The organism is Serratia sp. Je.1.23.a, from assembly GCF_051129805.1.
GTDB lineage: Bacteria > Pseudomonadota > Gammaproteobacteria > Enterobacterales > Enterobacteriaceae > Serratia > Serratia liquefaciens.
Genome location: NZ_JBCPSR010000001.1, coordinates 1,033,359 through 1,049,480, shown reverse-complemented (window position 1 = coordinate 1,049,480; position 16,122 = coordinate 1,033,359). Strand labels below are relative to the sequence as shown.

Sequence of the window (16,122 nt, the reverse complement as noted above, 5' to 3'; positions counted from 1 at the left end):
CCTTTATCAGGCTAAAGCTCGTGAAACACCAGCTTCATCAAATTTGGAGCGGGAAACGAGACTCGAACTCGCGACCCCGACCTTGGCAAGGTCGTGCTCTACCAACTGAGCTATTCCCGCATTAATCAGAACTTACTGATTTTTTTGCTATCTTTCGGCAAATCACCGCTGCCGTCTGATGCGATGCATTCTACTTACCTGACGTAATGAGTCAATAAAATTGTTGTCTCATTACGTTCGTTTGACGATTTTTGCATCGCTTTGATCAGGGTTCCAGCAAATCTTTCCGCGCAGCGTTCAAATATTGGAACATTGACCAGAAAGTCAGCACCGCCGCGATGTATAGCAAACCAAAGGATACGTACTCCACGGTGCGATCGGGACGCCACAGCAACCCGACCAGCGACATCATTTGCGCCATGGTTTTGACTTTGCCAATCCAGGACACCGCCACGCTGCTGCGCTTGCCGATCTCCGCCATCCACTCACGCAGCGACGAGATGATAATTTCACGGGCAATCATGGTCGCCGCAGGCAGGGTAATCCACCAAGTGTGATAGTGTTCTGCCACCAGCACCAGCGCAACCGCCACCATCACTTTGTCCGCCACAGGATCGAGGAACGCCCCAAAACGGGTCGTTTGCTTCCAGCGACGGGCCAGGAAGCCGTCAAACCAGTCGGTTATGGCAGCAAACACAAAAATGACGGCGCAAACCATCGGAGCCCAAGTGAACGGCAGGTAAAATGCCAGAACAAAGAATGGGATCAGAACTACGCGAAACAGAGTAAGCCAAGTCGGTATATTCAATTGCATAATGCTACGGTAACTATCTGGCTGGAGTGGGAATTAAGAGTATGTTGCTACATTGCCCTCAGTGTTTCAATGCATTGTAGATCTTTTCTGCCAATGCTTGTGAAATACCCGGCACTTTTGCAATTTCCTCAACGCTGGCGTTCAATAATGGTTGAAGTCCGCCCATATACTTCAACAGCACCTGTCGCCGTTTTGGCCCAACGCCGTCGATCAGTTCCAACGCGCTGGTGTTTCTTACTTTTGCCCTTCTCTGCCGATGCCCGGTTATCGCGTGGTTATGCGAATCATCGCGGATATGCTGGATAACATGCAGCGCTGGCGAATCCGACGGTAAGGCAATACCCTCGCCCTCCGGCACAAAAAACAGTGTTTCCAACCCGGCTTTGCGGTCGGCTCCTTTGGCGATGCCAATCAGCAAGGGTTTGTTTTTATCCCAGGTCACGTTCAGCGAGTTAAATACATCAATCGCCATACCGAGTTGCCCCTTGCCGCCGTCGATAAAGATAACGTCGGGGATTTTTTTCTCTTCGAGAGCCTTACCGTAACGGCGCTTCAACACCTGCGCCATCGCGGCATAATCATCCCCTGGCGTTATGCCGGTGATATTATAGCGCCGATATTCCGAACGTAGCGGACCATTCGAGTCAAATACCACACAGGAAGCCACAGTTTGCTCACCCATGGTGTGGCTGATGTCGAAACATTCCATGCGGTTAATTTCGGCAAGGTTGAGCACCTTCGCCAATTCGGCCAATCTCTGATGGATAGTCGACTGCTGTGAAAGCTTGGTGGTTAGCGCCGTCGCCGCGTTGGTACGAGCCAATTTAAGGTAGCGTGCGCGATCCCCTCGCGGTTTGCTCTGAATCTGAATTTTCCGGTCGGCAAGTTCTGAAAGCGACTCAGCCAGCAGGTCTTTCTCCGGAAGAGTAAAGTCCAATAGAATTTCCGCCGGCAAGGTGCGCATCTGGCTGCCCTGCAAATAGAACTGGCCGACAAAGGTTTGCACCACTTCGCTCATGTCGGTGCCGCCCGGCACTTTCGGGAAGTAACTGCGGCTGCCCAACACTTTACCCTGACGGATAAACAGCACGTGCAGGCAAGCCATACCGGCATCGAAGGCCACGCCGATGACGTCCAGATCGTCGCTATTGCCGGAAACGAACTGACGTTCGGTCACCCTTCGCACCGCCTGGATCTGATCGCGAATGCGTGCCGCTTCTTCAAAGTTCAGTGTCTTGCTGGCGTTTTCCATCCTTTCGATCAACTGGTGTAATACTTGCTGATCTTTACCGGACAGGAACAGGCGCACGTAATCCACCTGCTGCCGGTACTCTTCCTCACTCACCAATCCGGCGACGCAAGGCCCCAGGCAACGCCCAATCTGATATTGCAGGCAGGGACGCGAACGGTTGCGATACACGCTGTTCTCGCACTGGCGTATCGGGAACAATTTCTGCAGCAGCGCCAGCGTTTCACGCACGGCATAAGAATTGGGGAACGGCCCGAAATATTCCCCTTTGGCGTGTTTAGCGCCGCGATGAACCGCCAGGCGTGGGTGTCTGTCCGCGCTGAGGAAGATCAACGGATAAGATTTATCGTCTCGCAAAAGAACATTATATCGCGGTTGGTATAACTTTATGTAGTTATGTTCCAGTAATAGCGCTTCTGTTTCGGTATGAGTAACAGTTACGTCTATTTGGGCGATATTTTTAACCAACGTCTCAGTCTTTCGACTACTCACCTGTTGGCGAAAGTAACTGGCGAGGCGCTTTTTCAGGTCTTTGGCTTTACCGACATAGATAACCGTGCCAGTAGCGTCGTACATACGGTAGACGCCAGGCTGGCTGGTTACGGTACTGAGAAATGCTTTGGCATCAAAACGGTCACTCACTGCTTAACAACGTCTCCGCATTGAACAATCCGTGTCGAATAGCCAGGTGTGTCAATTCAACATCACCACTGATATTCAGCTTGCTGAACATGCGGTAACGGTAACTGTTCACCGTTTTAGGGCTGAGACTCAGCTGTTCTGAGATCTCGTTAACTTTTTTGCCTTTGGTGATCATCAGCATAATCTGTAGCTCACGCTCAGACAGGCAGCTAAACGGGGTTTCCGTTTGCGGCTCCAGTTGGCTCAACGCCATTTGCTGAGCAATATCGGACGCAATGTAACGCTGCCCAGCTTGCACAGTACGAATGGCATTCACCACATCCTGCGGCGCAGCGCCTTTACTGAGATAGCCCGCGGCACCGGCTTGCATCACCTTTGCAGGCAATGGATTTTCAGTGTGAATAGTCAGCATGATGACTTTTACGTCCGGCGCATAGCGTACAATTTTACGCGTGGCTTCCAGCCCGCCAATGCCCGGCATATTCATATCCATAAGAACGATATCTACAGCATTGCCACGGCACCATTTCACGGCGTCCTCACCGCACTGGGCCTCCCCGACAACTTTTATACCTTTGATATCTTCAAGAATGCGTCGAATCCCTGCGCGCACCAGTTCGTGGTCATCAACAAGAAGAACGCTAATCAAGGAAAAATCTCCAAAAAGAAGGGAGTAACGCAATCAGCCTCTGTTATAGCCCGAGATATTACTTGTTTTTCAGCCAAGAATGAACACAGATTAATACTTACTCCCGATTAACTTTGCGCTGTGGGCCTGATTTTTGAATTTTAGTCACTCAGCGTAGCCCGATAAAGTGGTCGTCCGCCGATGAAAAGCAGGCGACACCAATATTACCCACTATGCCCAAGTTTATGATACTGCGTCAATCCTACACCGCAGGTAAAATCTGTGTAAACAATCACAGCACAGATTATATTAACACGAACACAACAAAACTGTAATGCATTGAAATAAAACAAAATAGTAAAAATGGCATTATCCATCAGTACAAAATCTATTACGAAAAAAATTATTCACTTCACGTTTGGGTTACATCGAGCAAGATGGCAGCGTTAAACATTTAAATAATATCAGCCCGTAAACAATAAGCTCGTGGACAACGACTTATTAACTTGTCCAAAATAACTTAAACATTATTCTTCTGGCAACGGGATGTCATGAGAAGTCAATCGCTTTATTAATCAGTAGTGCGTATGCACTATAATCTTAAGACCGTTTAATTCTCGTCCAGCATGCGGATAACTGCAGTTCAGGCCGATTCACGCTATCAATGCAGATGGATATCTGCATGCTATGCTATACTCCGCGCCCAGTTAAATACGCATCTGCATGTCTGAGTAAGTTCAATCGGTGTGGGTGTGCGTCAAAAAGCACATTGTTTCAGGCTTCGGCCTCAAAAATCAGGAGAGAAAATGAGCAACGTTGACTTTACTACGTCTGCAAACCCGGAAACGCTGGCGACAGAAGTCGCCTGTCTTAAAGCTACGCTGACACTGATCCTGAAATCGATCGGCCAGGCCGATGCCGGGAAAGTCATTATCAACATGGAGCGCTTTATCGCGCAGATTGAAGATCCAACCCAGGCCGAAATCTTTAAAAACAGTATCCAACAAATTAAGCACGCCTACCGCCAATAAGCTGCCGCACTTCCGGCCTGCCATAACCGCGGGCCCGTTTTCCCTCAGCCCCTGTGATTGATCCCCCTGACACTTTCAGGCAATGTGTTTTTATTTACGTCAGAGAAACATATGGGCATCGTGGTAAAAGCGCTGATTGGCGCACTGGTGGTGGTACTCATTGGCCTGCTTGCCAAAAGTCGCAGCTACTATATTGCCGGTTTGGTGCCGTTGTTCCCTACCTTTGCACTGATTGCCCATTACATCGTCGGCAGCGAACGCTCAATCGAAGCGTTGAGAACCACGATGATTTTTGGCATGTGGGCCGTTTTACCCTATCTGGTTTACCTGATCTCGCTGTATTTCTTTATCAACAGCATGAGATTGTCTTGGGCGCTGGCCGCTGCGGTAATATGTTGGATCGCAGCGGCCTGGCTTTTGATTACCCTGTGGGGATGGTGGCAGGGGCGTTGACTGCCCCGCCAGAATTACGGCCTGCCGGCCTGCAGAACAAATCCGCGTTGCATATCTCCTGCCACGCGGAAATAGCGACTTTCACCGGCACGCAACGTCATCGGTAGCCGGCCGCTGGTATCGCGCCAGATACACAGACTGTTTTCGATCATATCCTGCCCAATGCTGATTTCATTATTGCCGACCGGCACCCGGAACTCAGCCTTTTCTTTCGCCGCCAGCGACGCAGCAAACTCCCCGTTGATATAAACCCCGGTTCGGCAACTGCCTGCCAACATTCCGCTGTCACGTACTACCACCAGGGTCGCATAAGGCGTCTGCGGCATATTTTGATAAAGCAACAGTCGGCTAGGAGGCGGTAATTCGGCCTGCTGCAGCGGAACGGACTGCGTAGCGCAGCCAGACAACAGCAAGGTAGTAACAAATAACGCGGCGTAATGCTTCATCCTGAGCTCCTGGGAAAAACCAGTCTTTATAGTAGCAACAGAATAGGCTGCGGCTGTAGCGCTGGGGTAACATCAATACCAAAATAAGATAATTTCCAGTGATCTGAAGAACATCGGGAGCACAACGGATTGGTCCTCGCCAACCGCGATGTTTGTTAGACAACGCGATCGATAGCATAAGAAAATTCCGTAGTTAGTATATTGAAATGAATAAGATTTTTATAATTCCCTTAAAGCTTGACCATACGTTTTTGAATGTCTTCGCGAAAGGCGTCACCCACAAAATTAAAACCATCCTCAGTCACATAAACGCGTGAGTAACCATTATCTGATAACGTCGTCACCATGTAACCCGCGCTTATCATCTCTGCTGAAGGCGCATTCATCAGCGTGAGAAAACCGCGTCCCCGGCACCATTGATAAAAACGAGTACGACCATAACCCAATGAATCCCCCACATCGGAAAGGTTTCTTAACCTGTCACAATCTTCTGATAATGAAGGTAAACCAGCGCTGTCTTTAGGTACTTCCGATTTATTCGCCAAAATAAAACTCCCTTTAACGTCTTCATCATCATGACAATCACTTCTCGATCCTGAATCTAAAAAATTTGCGCATGAATTGCAATCGTATTACCGGCAAATTTAATAATAGTTTTAATTTCGATAATTTATAAAAAGCAATAAAAAAGTCCCTATTCTAATTCACGGTTCTTCAAATACCTTTGTGTAACCAATAATAAGAATTAATCTTTAGGTAAATATCTTAAAAAATCACTTCCCATATATATCCAATAAAAGTTAGCAGGTACATTATAACAAGCGGGACTATTTCATGATTGGGAGTAACGTTCTTAGCCCTGCACTGTCGGTATTACATCAACCTCGCCTAAACAATAACTATTATCATTTCCAATTTTAACATCAGTTTATTACACTCATGCCCTATCTCGCTTAGGAAGATTCTTAGCGTGTGAATACAGGACGAAAGGAAGAGTTAGGGATACCATGAAGACGTTTAGCTTTTTGATTATTTTGCCATTAATGACATTAACCGCCTGCACCCAGTGGGAGAAACCCGGTGCCGGCAATGCCACCCGCGACATGGAATATGCTGAATGCAAAGCTCGCGGTTACGAACGTTTCCCTCCCGATGTGGTGAGAGATTTTGAGTTTAGCTACGAAAACCAATACCAAAGCTGTAAAAAAGACAAAAAAGACTGCCCGGCAGGTTACCGCTACGAAAAACAGCCCTCGTTCAAGACAGTGCAGAACGATCGTAACGAAGATGCTCGCTCAGCGACCATAGAAGCCTGCATGTATGGTAAAGGCTGGCATGAGAAAACCTATTACTGGCCACAGTGAAGGTAATACCAACGGCGCGGTCGGCGCACTGCCCCACTCGCCCGTAAGGATCACTCATCATCGCCATGCGGCATGCCGGTCCTGGGTTTAGGTTTACCCCCTTGCGGCTTTTTATCTTTTGCGGCCGATAGCGCCCGGCTAATCAACCACAACAAAAGCGGTATTAACAGCAGGCACAGCCCCAGCGTAATCAGTGCATTCGTCATCCGTTATCCGCCCGATTTGTCCGGTCATCTTGCCTGAGTGTAGCAGGCTTATTCGTCAGTCTCGATGTCGTTCAATCGGGCCAAGGTTTCGCTCCTTACCGGCGTCAATGGTATCCGCGGTGCCGGTAGCGGCCAGCCAAGCAAATGACGCGCCGCCGTCGCGCAAATCTTCCCCTGACAAGCCCCCATGCCACAGCGGCTGCTCAGCTTGGCCGCCGTCCAGTCAGGAAAGCCGTTTAGCTGGCCTAAGGAAACATCTTCACAACGGCACACCAAAGTTTGCGGTTCTGCCAACGCTTTCAGCGCGGGATTCAAGGCAAAAGTCTGTGCCACAGCATCGGCGAATCGCCTCCATTTATCACGTTGCCGCCTCAATCCCTTCGCCCGTTGTTGATTGCCGGTAGCGACATACCCAGCAATGGCTCCTTCCGTCAGCGCCAGTTCGCTGCCCCCTATTCCGGTACATTCACCGGCGGCATATATTTTCGGCTGGCTGGTGTGCTGGTTCTCGTCCACGGCAACGGCGTCATCACGAAGGCGGCAGCCCAGCAGCATCGCCAATTCGACGTTCGCCACCAGGCCAAAACCGCAGGCCAAGCGTTCGCAGGCCAGCGTCGTCACGCGAGTGCCCGTCTGCAGTCGTATCGCCGTCAGTCGTTGCTCACCTATTGCCTCCAGCACAAAGCTGTCAGGACGATAATGACGGTTGAGCAGGGTAAATGACTGGCGTAATTTGACTGGCCAACGCCACAACCCGCCAGCAAATGCCGTCAGGCGCATGGCTGACGCCTGTTCTGCCACCCTCACAACTTCTCCCCCTGCTTTGATCACGCTGTCGGCCACCGCCATCAGTAACGGGCCACTGCCGGCAATCGCCACCCGCTCCCCTTTGATCGGCATTCCCTGTTTAATCTGCGCCTGCAACCCACCGGCACCGGTGACGCCAGGCAACGTCCAACCGGGAAACGGCAATAGCAACTCACGTGCGCCACAGCACAAGATCAATGTTTGATAGTCCACCACTCCGCTGCCAGTCGCAGCTTCGTAGAGGATGTTCTGCGGCCCACAACAAGCGATGATTTTCACCCCGTTCAGCAGGGTCACGTTGCTCAGCGCTTCCACCGCCCGCCGATACTGCTGCGCCAGCGCCGGTAGCGCCACGTTGGGTCCGTCACGCCAGATCTGCCCGCCCGGGCGCAGGTTATCATCAAGCACCAGCACCGACTGGCCACTTTCTGCCGCCGCCCGGGCCGCCGCAAGCCCGGCCGGGCCCGCACCGATAACCAACACATCGCACACGAGATCACTCATTCTCCGTCCTCTCAATCTGCATTCCCGGCTGGCAGAGGGTCTGACACGCCAGCCGCCGCAGGCCATTTACGGTCACGCGGCACTCCTGGCAAACTCCCATGCCACAAAACGGCGTGCGCACTTGCCCGCTGACCGAAACGCGACAGCTGTCCTCGCCACTCAGACTGAGCGCCGCCGCCACGTTAACCCCTTCCGGAACCCAGAGGCTTTCACCGTTAAGGGTCACATTCAGTTGATTCTGTTTTTGACTCATATCGCTAACACCTCCGTACTGAACATGCGCGCAGCCAGATAAGGCGTGTCGTCAATCGCCGGACGATGATGATGGATCTGGGCGGAAATCAGCTCAGCACTGCCCAACGCGGTGGTGACGCCTAACCCTTCGTGCCCCAGCGCCAGCCACAGCCAACGGTGTTGCGGATGCGGGCCCAACAGCGGCAAACCGTCGGCGGAGGCGGCACGCTGGCCGGTCCAACAGCGAATGACGTTCATCTGTGCCAGCGTAGGCAGAAAAGCGTTGGCGCGCGCCAACATTGCGGCCAGCAACGGAAAATCGATGTCATTGCCTGGGGCGTCAAACTGGCGCGATGAGCCGATCAACAACTGGCCGGTTGGGCGCGCCTGAACGTTAAACGCCACCGAAGTCCCGTCGCTGGCATGGGCGCTGGCGCCATACCCCAATTCAACCAACTGATGATGGATCCTGTGCGGATAGCGATCGGTAATCGCCAACTGCCCTTTTTTGGCCCGCAGTATGGGCTGTTCCAGCAGCCTGTTGGCCTGCAGACCGCAGGCCAGCACCACTGCCGGTGCCGTCAGACGCTCACCACTCGCCAGCACGATGGCCCGTTCTTCCAACGCGCAAGCCTCTCCGGTAATGACTCTGATTGCCGACCCTGCGTCGTTCACGAGCCAGCGGGCCACGTTAGGTGCATAGACGATGCCATCGCCCGGCACTCGCAGCCCGCCCGCCAAACCGGGGCGTAGCATAGGTTCCAGGCCTGCCACCTGTGCGGCACTTTGTATTTCGCTGGCCACGCCATACTCCGCCATACGTTGGCACTTGGCTTCGGCAATCGCCATTTCATCGTCCCGCTCTGCCAGCCACAGCGTACCGCAGCCACGCCAGGCGCAGTTTTCCGGCAGTCGTTCCACCAGGCTGCGCCACAGCTGCAGTGAGTAGGCGCTTAAGGCCAGCTCGGCAGGGTTGTCGTCCATACACACCAGGTGCCCCATGCCTGCGGCGGTCGCACCGGCGCGCTGATTATCCACCAGCAGCACCTGCAGCCCTTGTTGCGCCAGGCGCCAGGCGCAGGCGGCACCAATAATGCCGGCCCCCACCACGATCGCTTCAGCACGCCTGTCGGCAGCCATCAGCGGATACCCCAAACGAAAGGATCGCGCTCATCCAACAGCAGTTGGCTGTCAGCGCATACATAGGCTTGCCCACGGATAAACGGCGTTACCCGATCGCCGTTGCGTTGGTAATACCCGCTGAACTGGCTGCCGATCACGCTCGCCTGGCGCCAGATCTCACCCGGTTGCAGTTTGCCGTCGGCCGCCAGACAGGCCAGTTTGGCGCTGGTGCCGGTCCCGCAGGGTGAGCGATCATAGGCTTTACCCGGGCAAAGCACGAAGTTACGACTGTCCGCCTGCGGATCGGCGGCAAACAGTTCGATATGATCGATAACCCCGCCGTCTTCGCCATAAATCCCCGCAGACTCCAGAGCCACCCGCACCGCCCAACAAAAAGCGGTGAGCGCGTCCAGGTTTTGCGTATCGATCGCCAGGTAATGTTCACCGATAAGGAAAAACCAATTCCCACCCCAGGCAATGTCACCCACCACCAGGCCATAGCCGCTCACCTCCACCCTTACCTGGCGGCGGTAGCGATAGGCCGGTACGTTTTCCACCGTCACGCTGCCATCCTCATGCAGCCTGGCATTTACCGTACCGACAGGCGTTTCAATCAGGTGATCTCCCACGCCAATTCGCCCCAAATAGGCCAATGAGGCCACCAGACCAATGGTGCCGTGGCCGCACATGCCCAAATAGCCGGCGTTGTTGAAGAAAATCACCCCGGCAGCGGCCTGCGGCGAACAGGGCTGGCAGAGCAAAGCCCCGACCAGGACATCATTGCCTCGCGGCTCCAGAATGATGGCGCTGCGCCAATCATCATAATCTTGGGCAAATCGGGCTTTGCGCTCCGCCATACTGCCGCTACCCAAATCGGGAAACCCTTCGATGATCAACCGGGTAGGTTCACCGGCAGTATGGGAATCGATCGCCCGCAGCGCGGTGAAATGCGAAGAAAGTGCCATCGGAGCCTCCTGAGTTAATGAAATGTTACCGTTGGCGTTAGACTGACCGAATATGTCAGCGGCGGCTTGATACATTTCGGCTCGGCACATGCAGAAATCAGCACAATCCTTAATTGGATATCCGGTTAACGCCGAACAGAGAAAAGCGATGAGCCATAAGAATGAGTTATTTATCAAATCGTTACTTTTATGTTATTTCCAGACTTGTGCGAAAGAGGCGATTTTTTTCTGCGTGGAATGTGTCACGGAGGGAAAAAGTTTGCGGTGATCCGCATAATTGACGGCTGCGCTTGAAAAGTTACAAGAAAGTTAATATTGATGAGGCGCGTCAACATGGCCGGCCCGGCCACTCCAGATTCTGTGCCATCCAGCGGGAAAAGGTATTGCCATGCGATTAACTCAACGCCACCAGGTTATCACTGACACCAGGCCCGCTTTCGATGAACAAGAAGATGACGTTTTCGCCGTTGAGCAACTGTCCCGCTGGTGCGACGGCCTGGCACAGCAACGGCCGAATACTCTGCGCGACCTGCTTAATTCCCTGGCGTTGATCGCCCCGCTGTTCAATGCCATGCCCAACGTGGTGTTCTTCATCAAAGACGTGCAAGCCCGTTATCTGTTCGCCAATCTGACGCTGGCCAAACGCTGTGGGTTTAAAACCGTCGCGCCGCTGCTGGGCAAAACCTCGGCGGACGTTTTCCCCGCCCAGCTCGGATCGGGGTATACCGAGCAGGATCTCCGCGTGCTGCGTCACGGGGAGCTGATCCAGGATCAGCTGGAAATGCACTTGTATAACGGACGTGAGACCGGTTGGTGCCTGACGCAAAAGCTGGCGCTGTACGATGCGCAGGGCAAAATCATCGGCATGGCTGGCATTTCGCACGATCTGCAGGAAGCCAAGGCCAATCACCCAGCCTATCAGCGGCTGGCGGCCATCGATGTCTACATTCGCCAGCATTACGCCCGGCCGATCGCACTTGAGGAACTGACGACGCTCACTGCACTTTCCGTGGCGCAGATTGAACGTTACTGCAAACGCATTTTTCATCTCACGCCGCGCCAGATGATCCACAAGGTGCGGCTGGAAAAAGCCACCGAACTGCTGGCCGGCGATATGCCGATTACCGACATCGCCTTGCAGTGCGGCTACACCGATCACAGCGCATTCAGCCGTCAATTCAAAGCCATGACCGGTTCAACACCGCGCGACTTCCGCACCACCATAACCCTTTAATACACTGATTTATATTAGTAAAAAAATCGCCATGGTGCCTTGTGCATCAGGTTCCTTCTCGTCTGAAGTCCCGCCTCACTGTGCCAATTTCGTCATGGCATTCGGCGAAAACCGTCAAGCCCCTGCGAACAATACAGGTCAATCTGTGATTGGATTTCACCAATAATTCACCATTGATTAACAAACTTGGACGACAGGAAAAACACTATGAGCCATAAAGCCATTAGCTGGAGCGGCGTATTCCCGGCGGTCAGCACCCAGTTCCGCAGCGATTTTTCTCTGGATCTCGACGCCACCCACACGGTGATCAAAAACCTGGTCAAAGACGGCGTTTCGGGCCTGGTGGTGTGCGGCACCGTGGGTGAGAACACCTCGTTGACCGTTCAGGAAAAACTGTCGGTGATTGAAGTGGCACGCGACGCAGCTCAGGGTCAGGTCCCGGTGATTGCCGGTATCGCCGAGTTCACCACCGCCTTTGCGCGCAATATGGCGCGCGAAGCCCAGAAGGTCGGCGTCGACGGCATTATGGTAATGCCGGCGTTAGTCTATTCAGCCAAACCCCATGAAACCGCAACGCATTTTCGCAGCGTCGCTACCGCCACCGATCTGCCGATCATGGTCTACAACAACCCGCCGATTTATAAAAATGACGTGACGCCGGACATCCTGACGTCACTGGTCGATTGCGAAAATATCGTCTGCTTCAAGGATTCCTCTGGCGACACCCGTCGCTTTATCGATCTGCGCAACGAAGTGGGCGATCGCTTTGTGCTGTTCGCCGGGTTGGATGACGTGGTGCTGGAAAGCATCGCCGTCGGCGCCGAAGGCTGGATCTCCGGCATGTCTAACGCCTTCCCGCGTGAAGGCGAAACCTTGTTCCGTCTGGCGAAGCAAAAACGCTTCGAGGAGGCGCTGGCGCTGTACAGCTGGTTTATGCCGCTGCTGCATTTGGATGCGCGTCCCGATCTGGTGCAGTGCATCAAGCTGTGTGAAGAGTTGGTGGGTCGCGGCAGCGCCATTACCCGTCCGCCACGTCTGGCATTGCAGGGCGATACCCTGGCCGAGGTCACCGCAGTGGTCAAAAAAGCGCTGGCAAACCGCCCTGCGCTGCCGGATGTCGGCCTCTGATCGCCACTCACGCCCGGCGGCCTGCCGGGCTCTGTCACTGACCCAACGGGGGAACCCATGTCCAACGCCCATACCATCAGCGGCCAACAGTTTATCGGCGGTCAACGCCGTGCCAGCGGCGAGGCCCAGCTTGTCAGCCTGCGCGCCGACAACGGCCTGCCGACCGGCCACGTTTTTTTCTCGGCCAGTCACGAAGAAGCCGCCGCCGCCGCCGATGCCGCCGCACAAGCATTCACGGCCTATTCTCAGCTCAGCGCCGAGCGTCGAGCCGACTTTCTTGAGGCCATTGCCGACCAATTAGACGCTCTGGATGAGGATTTCTTCGGCTTCGCCATGCAGGAAACAGCCCTGCCATTAGCCCGACTGAGCGGCGAACGGGCCAGAACCAGCGGCCAAATGCGACTGTTTGCCACCCTGCTGCGCCGTGGGGATGTGCATCGCGTGCGCATAGACAGCGCATTGCCTCAACGAACGCCGGTGCCCCGCCCGGATCTGCGGCAGTATCGCACTGCCCTCGGGCCAGTGGCGGTGTTTGGTGCCAGCAATTTCCCATTGGCATTCTCCACCGCAGGCGGAGACACCGCGGCCGCGTTGGCCGCAGGCTGTCCGGTGGTGTTCAAGGCGCACAGCGGCCATATGATCACCGCAGAACTGACCGCGCTGGCCATCGAACGGGCAAGAGAACAACAGCAGATCCCGGCCGGAGTTTTCAACATGATTTACGGGGACCACATTGGCGCGGAACTGGTGCAGCATCCGGCCATTCAGGCGGTGGGTTTCACCGGATCGCTACGGGGCGGCCGGGCCTTGTTCGATTTGGCCCAGCGGCGCGCCCAACCGATCCCGGTATTTGCCGAGATGTCGAGCATCAACCCGCTAATCATTATGCCGCAGGCTTTAGCCCGCCGTGGGCAGCAGATCGCCCGCGAGCTGGTCGCATCCTTCACCCTCGGCTGCGGCCAGTTCTGCACCAAGCCTGGGCTGATCATCGGGCAACGCGGCGAAGCATTCAGCGAATTTGTACGCGAACTGTCCGCACAGGTCAACGCCGCGCCTGCACAAGCCATGCTCAATGCCGGCACGCTAGCCAATTACCGCCGCGGATTGGCTGCTCTTGATGAGCAAAACGGTATCCGTCACCTGGCCGGTCATCGCGAAGAGCGCCCGCATTTATCAACGGCACAGCTCTATCAGGCCGATTTCGATTTGCTGCTCAGCGGAAACCCGCTGCTGCAAGAGGAAGTGTTTGGCCCGGCAGCCATTCTGGTGGAAGTGGAAGATCGTCGACAGCTAACTGCCGCACTGGACAGCCTGCAGGGGCAACTGACCGCCACGCTGCTGACAGAAAACGAGGATCTGGCCGACGCAGAACCGCTGGCCCAACGGCTGGCCCAAAAAGCGGGGCGGGTATTGTTTAACGGTTATCCGACCGGGGTAGAAGTCTGCGATGCCATGGTGCATGGCGGGCCTTATCCGGCCACCAGCGACGCACGCGGTACGTCGGTGGGTACGCTGGCTATTGAACGTTTTCTGCGCCCGGTCTGCCTGCAGAATTACCCCCCTGCATTGCTGCCCCCGCAGCTGCAAGACAGCAATCCACTGGGCCTGCTGCGGCTGGTTAACGGGGTTTACACCCGTGAACCTCTCCGCTCACCAGCCAACCACTAACCAAATCGCATCTGTCTGCCACCTAATAACAAAAGGGTCATTCCATGACAACCCAAGGCAAATTCAAGAAGCAGCTTACGCTCACCGATCTGACGTTTATCGGCCTGGGCGCAATCTTTGGTTCCGGCTGGCTGTTCGCCGCCAGCCACGTCTCTTCCATTGCCGGCCCGGCCGGTATTTACTCCTGGCTGATCGGCGGCCTGGCGGTGTTGCTGCTCGGCATTGTCTATTGTGAGCTGGGCGCAGCGCTGCCGCGCGCCGGCGGTATTATCCGCTATCCGGTATTTTCCCACGGTGAACTGATGGGCTATCTGCTGGGCTTTATCACCCTGATCGCGTTCTCCAGCCTGATCTCCATTGAGATCGTGGCCGCCCGTCAATACGCCGCCGCCTGGTTTCCTTTTTTGAGCCAACCGGGCTCCGGCGATCCGACGCTGATCGGCTGGCTGGTCCAACTGTTGCTGCTGTGTTTTTTCTTCGCGCTGAACTACTACAGCGTCAAGACCTTTGCCAAATCCAACAACCTGATCAGCGTGATTAAATTTGTGGTGCCGCTGTTGGTGATCATCGTGTTGTTCAGTTTCTTCAAACCCGAAAACCTGCACAGCCAGGGGTTTGCCCCCTTTGGCTCCGCCGGCGTCGAAGCCGCCATATCCGCCGGGGGGATTATTTTCGCCTACCTGGGCCTGACGCCGATTATCTCGGTTGCCAGCGAGGTGCAAAACCCGCAGCGCACCATTCCTATCGCGCTGATCCTGTCGGTGGTGTTGTCCACGCTCATTTACGTGCTGCTGCAGGTGGCTTTCCTCGGCAGTATTCCCAGCGAGATGCTGAACGGCGGCTGGGCCGGGATCAGCCAGCAATTTTCGCTGCCCTACCGTGATATCGCCATCACCCTGGGCATGGGCTGGCTGGCTTTTCTGGTGGTGAGCGATGCGATTATCTCGCCGAGCGGCACCGGTAACATTTATATGAACGCCACACCACGCGTGGTATACGGTTGGGCGCGCGCCGGCACCTTCTTTAAAATATTCACTCGCGTCGACGGCGAGTCCGGCATTCCGCGTCCTGCTCTCTGGCTGACTTTCGCCTTGTCGATCTTCTGGACGCTGCCCTTCCCTTCATGGGAGAAGCTGATCGGCGTGGTTTCCGCCGCGCTGGTCCTGAGTTACGCGATTGCGCCCGTCACCGCCGCCGGCCTGCGCCGCAATGCCCCTGAGCTGCCGCGACCATTTTTCGTGCGGGGCTTCTGCGTACTCGGTCCGGTGTCATTTATCATCTCGGCGCTGATCGTCTACTGGTCCGGTTGGAATACCGTCTCCTGGCTGCTCGGCCTGCAAATCCTGATGTTTGTGGTCTATATCCTGTTCAAAAATAAGGTGCCGACCCACGCCGTCAGCCTCAAACAGCAGATTTGGTCCTCGCTGTGGCTGATCGCCTTCTATGCGCTGATTATCATCGCTTCTTATCTCGGCAGTTTTGGCGGCATCAACGCTATCGGTCACCCATGGGATACCATCACCGTCGCAGTCATTGCGCTGGCGATCTACTACTGGGGCGCCTATACCTGTTTACCTCGGGCGAATTTTGCCGGTGATGAAGAAGAGTAAATCCAGAGGAGATATCT

The 16,122-nt window shown here is 54.6% G+C and carries 16 protein-coding genes and 1 tRNA gene; 7 read left to right on the top strand and 10 right to left on the bottom strand.

All coding sequences use genetic code 11. The annotated features are described in order from the left end of the window. Positions 1–44: 44 nt before the first annotated feature. The 4 genes from AAZT04_RS05020 to uvrY all read right to left on the bottom strand — a co-directional run bounded on the left by AAZT04_RS05020 (position 45) and on the right by uvrY (position 3,354). Positions 45–120 (bottom strand) — tRNA-Gly (locus tag AAZT04_RS05020). Between the two features lie 145 nt (positions 121–265). Continuing rightward, the gene (gene pgsA / locus AAZT04_RS05015) at positions 266–814 is read right to left on the bottom strand and encodes a CDP-diacylglycerol--glycerol-3-phosphate 3-phosphatidyltransferase (protein ID WP_020826238.1); all 549 of its coding nucleotides are present in this window, start codon (positions 812–814) and stop codon (positions 266–268) included. 58 nt (positions 815–872) lie between these two features. Then, on the bottom strand, positions 873–2,705 hold the full coding sequence (gene uvrC / locus AAZT04_RS05010; protein ID WP_434679154.1) for an excinuclease ABC subunit UvrC: 1,833 nt from the start codon (positions 2,703–2,705) through the stop codon (positions 873–875). Continuing rightward, positions 2,698–3,354, bottom strand: coding sequence for a UvrY/SirA/GacA family response regulator transcription factor (uvrY, locus tag AAZT04_RS05005; protein WP_041414407.1), 657 nt, complete (start codon positions 3,352–3,354; stop codon positions 2,698–2,700). Before uvrY ends, uvrC begins: the two co-directional genes overlap by 8 nt. 785 nt (positions 3,355–4,139) lie before the next feature. Between uvrY and AAZT04_RS05000 the strand changes: the two genes are divergently transcribed. Both AAZT04_RS05000 and AAZT04_RS04995 read left to right on the top strand, forming a co-directional pair. Further along, positions 4,140–4,364 carry a DUF2594 family protein gene (locus AAZT04_RS05000; RefSeq protein ID WP_020826235.1) on the top strand — a complete coding sequence of 75 codons (225 nt, stop codon included), beginning with the start codon at positions 4,140–4,142 and terminating at the stop codon, positions 4,362–4,364. 111 nt (positions 4,365–4,475) lie between these two features. Further along, positions 4,476–4,817, top strand: coding sequence for a GlpM family protein (locus AAZT04_RS04995; protein ID WP_349525499.1), 342 nt, complete (start codon positions 4,476–4,478; stop codon positions 4,815–4,817). Between the two features lie 14 nt (positions 4,818–4,831). Here AAZT04_RS04995 and AAZT04_RS04990 read toward each other — a convergent pair whose 3' ends face one another. Then, positions 4,832–5,263: a hypothetical protein gene (locus AAZT04_RS04990; protein WP_046373938.1), complete on the bottom strand. Its 432-nt coding sequence runs from the start codon at positions 5,261–5,263 to the stop codon at positions 4,832–4,834. Between the two features lie 230 nt (positions 5,264–5,493). Then, positions 5,494–5,808, bottom strand: coding sequence for a hypothetical protein (locus tag AAZT04_RS04985; RefSeq protein WP_129982510.1), 315 nt, complete (start codon positions 5,806–5,808; stop codon positions 5,494–5,496). Positions 5,809–6,270: 462 nt separating this feature from the next. On the opposite strand from AAZT04_RS04985, the gene AAZT04_RS04980 reads away from it, so the two are divergent. Beyond that, positions 6,271–6,627 (top strand): hypothetical protein, encoded by a 357-nt coding sequence (locus AAZT04_RS04980; protein ID WP_020826230.1) that lies wholly within the window; start codon positions 6,271–6,273, stop codon positions 6,625–6,627. Between the two features lie 254 nt (positions 6,628–6,881). Here the strand turns inward: AAZT04_RS04980 and AAZT04_RS04975 are convergent, their stop codons facing one another. From AAZT04_RS04975 to AAZT04_RS04960, 4 genes are read right to left on the bottom strand one after another with little or no spacing between them, the layout of a single operon-like run. Further along, positions 6,882–8,144 (bottom strand): NAD(P)/FAD-dependent oxidoreductase, encoded by a 1,263-nt coding sequence (locus AAZT04_RS04975; protein ID WP_129982509.1) that lies wholly within the window; start codon positions 8,142–8,144, stop codon positions 6,882–6,884. Further along, entirely contained in the window at positions 8,137–8,397 is a 261-nt protein-coding gene (locus AAZT04_RS04970) for a (2Fe-2S)-binding protein (RefSeq protein ID WP_129982508.1), read from the bottom strand. Before AAZT04_RS04970 ends, AAZT04_RS04975 begins: the two co-directional genes overlap by 8 nt. Then, positions 8,394–9,518, bottom strand: coding sequence for an NAD(P)/FAD-dependent oxidoreductase (locus AAZT04_RS04965; protein ID WP_048762036.1), 1,125 nt, complete (start codon positions 9,516–9,518; stop codon positions 8,394–8,396). The genes AAZT04_RS04970 and AAZT04_RS04965 overlap by 4 nt, the downstream gene beginning before the upstream one ends. Continuing rightward, on the bottom strand, positions 9,518–10,465 hold the full coding sequence (locus tag AAZT04_RS04960; protein ID WP_129940262.1) for a 4-hydroxyproline epimerase: 948 nt from the start codon (positions 10,463–10,465) through the stop codon (positions 9,518–9,520). Before AAZT04_RS04960 ends, AAZT04_RS04965 begins: the two co-directional genes overlap by 1 nt. Positions 10,466–10,853: 388 nt before the next feature. Between AAZT04_RS04960 and AAZT04_RS04955 the strand changes: the two genes are divergently transcribed. From AAZT04_RS04955 to AAZT04_RS04940, 4 genes are all read left to right on the top strand, one after another. Continuing rightward, positions 10,854–11,699, top strand: coding sequence for an AraC family transcriptional regulator (locus AAZT04_RS04955; RefSeq protein WP_020826224.1), 846 nt, complete (start codon positions 10,854–10,856; stop codon positions 11,697–11,699). 207 nt (positions 11,700–11,906) lie between these two features. Further along, positions 11,907–12,827, top strand: coding sequence for a dihydrodipicolinate synthase family protein (locus AAZT04_RS04950; protein ID WP_020826223.1), 921 nt, complete (start codon positions 11,907–11,909; stop codon positions 12,825–12,827). Between the two features lie 57 nt (positions 12,828–12,884). Then, positions 12,885–14,495 (top strand): aldehyde dehydrogenase (NADP(+)), encoded by a 1,611-nt coding sequence (locus AAZT04_RS04945; protein WP_129982507.1) that lies wholly within the window; start codon positions 12,885–12,887, stop codon positions 14,493–14,495. A gap of 44 nt (positions 14,496–14,539) precedes the next feature. Then, positions 14,540–16,105, top strand: coding sequence for an APC family permease (locus AAZT04_RS04940; RefSeq protein WP_129982506.1), 1,566 nt, complete (start codon positions 14,540–14,542; stop codon positions 16,103–16,105). Positions 16,106–16,122: the final 17 nt, after the last annotated feature.